This is a genomic window from uncultured Pseudoalteromonas sp. (assembly GCF_963922945.1).
In the GTDB taxonomy this organism is placed as follows: Bacteria; Pseudomonadota; Gammaproteobacteria; order Enterobacterales; family Alteromonadaceae; genus Pseudoalteromonas.
Window position 1 is genome coordinate 1 of sequence record NZ_CAWUKC010000187.1, and the last position, 1,778, is coordinate 1,778.

At 38.4% G+C, this 1,778-nt stretch carries 3 protein-coding genes; 2 read left to right on the forward strand and 1 reads right to left on the reverse strand.

Translation table 11 applies throughout. From position 1 onward, the window contains the following. Positions 1–166 precede the first annotated feature (166 nt). A complete protein-coding gene (locus AABI99_RS18215) occupies positions 167–694 on the forward strand; it encodes a VC2046/SO_2500 family protein (protein ID WP_338367531.1) in 528 nt (175 codons plus the stop codon). Positions 695–884: 190 nt separating this feature from the next. Next, positions 885–1,187, forward strand: a complete 303-nt coding sequence (locus AABI99_RS18220; protein WP_338367532.1) for a DUF6172 family protein — start codon at positions 885–887, stop codon at positions 1,185–1,187. Positions 1,188–1,310: 123 nt separating this feature from the next. On the opposite strand, the gene AABI99_RS18225 is transcribed toward AABI99_RS18220, so the two are convergent. After that, a partial coding sequence (locus tag AABI99_RS18225; RefSeq protein ID WP_338367533.1) for a YchJ family metal-binding protein occupies positions 1,311–1,778 on the reverse strand: 468 nt, incomplete at its 5' end.

Here is a 1,778-nt window from a genome sequence, read left to right on the forward strand (position 1 = left end):
GGCTGAGCCGTCAGATTTACAGTCTGATCCCTTTGGCCGCTCGGGAACCCCTCCAATGCAACGGCGCTGATAATAGCAAACTGCGTATTTAAGTAAAGAAAAAAGCTAAAGAAATTTGAAATAAAGCCGATAAATATCTACCAGTTATCATGATCGGCTAAAGACTATGCAAATCGATGGTTTGTTAATCACAGAGAGTCAACTAAAGACCAGGCTAAATAAAAGTGTGCATGAAAATCGCAGAGGCGAATTTTCACTTTTATTAGCGATGTTATCGCACGATGCGCTGGATTTTAGCCAATTTCATTTGCCAAAAAGTGAATCGCATAGTGCTTATGTAGACGAAGAGCAATTAAGGGAGCGTTTTGGTGCTGGGCCTAAGCAATTACTCGCTCCAGAATCATTCGATATGAGTATAGGTCAAGAGCACGCGTCGGTAATTGTTCAACAAGGCGAGCAGGCTGGCATGCAAGCAATAAAGTTAAAGCACTGTTTAAACCCGGAGCCACTGGCAATTAGAGATGATAAATCGCATATTCCCTTGCCTGTAATTGATAATTGTGAACTATCAGTACGCAGGCGCTTAAATGAAAAGTACACATCACTTGCAAATCCACAAATGGATGCCGCCGCATTTTATGATGATTTAACGAACGAGGCGATTCATAAGCCATTGCTGGTAGCTAGCGCATAGCTTACCTTAAAGCCCCCTACAATTTTCAGATCTAATCTTTCTGTATAATAAGTAGCACTTATACAATAAAATTGAACAATTCCCTTTTTGTATAAAAAAAGCATCCACAATTTAAATGCAATTGCTATAATGGCTGCAAGTGGTATGACTTAAGTGCCATTATCATTAAATCAAGGTAATTAGGAACATAATGAAGAAAACATTCACGCTAAATCATGAGAAAATCAAATACCCTCGTATGGTTGATGCTGCAAAGCATGAAGTGAAAAAATATTTGAAAAGAGAGCGCAATAAAACGCTACCTGTTGAGGCTGATTACTGGGCATTTGACTGTAAGTTTGGCACAAGCGCTGATGAGGCTGAAGTTGTTCACGTCGCTGAAATTAACAACAAGATCAGCGAAATAGAAAAGCAAGAGCTTACTTCATTCTATGTTGAGATTTTAGCTAGACCTGCGCAGCGTGAATCGTACGATTTAGATGATGACGAATAAATCAATAGCAATATTGTAGAAAATGGACCTAAATGGTCCATTTTTTGTTTTGCACGCCATTAGCCTTGCTGAAAAACCGAGTATATTAATTAAATCAGTTATTATTTGAATGTTTAAATTGCCTTATACACTGTGGCATTTTTTATATTTTTTACCGCTCCCGCATGGACATATGTCATTTCTTGCCACTTTTATGTCGGCAACCGGGTTAATAACCCCATCTAAATAACGCCACTGACCATCTTCTTTTATAAAGTCTGATTTCTCATTCAACTCACAATATAAATTTTGGTAAAAATAATACGCGTTAAAGGCAACATAACCTCGCTCATCGCTTTGCTGGGTATCACGCACAACTAATTTTACAAAACGGCAGCTATTGGCAAAGTCAGCAATTTCATTTAATGGGTTTTGTGCTTGTTTTTCTTTAGCGTAAGTTTTAAATACATAAGATGCATTTTTTAATGCATAAGCACTAAAGCGCGAACGCATTAGTTGCTCAGGTGTTTCTGGGGTTTTTATTTCAAGGTGATAAGGCTGGCAACAGTCGCCATAATTAAGCTGACTGTTGCATAAGCAAGCGCTGGTACT

What these genes read in the sequence shown, in the direction of transcription:
- AABI99_RS18220 (WP_338367532.1), top strand. Translation starts at nt 885, where the DNA reads ATGAAGAAAACATTCACGCTAAATCATGAGAAAATCAAATACCCTCGT.
- AABI99_RS18215 (WP_338367531.1), top strand. Translation starts at nt 167, where the DNA reads ATGCAAATCGATGGTTTGTTAATCACAGAGAGTCAACTAAAGACCAGG.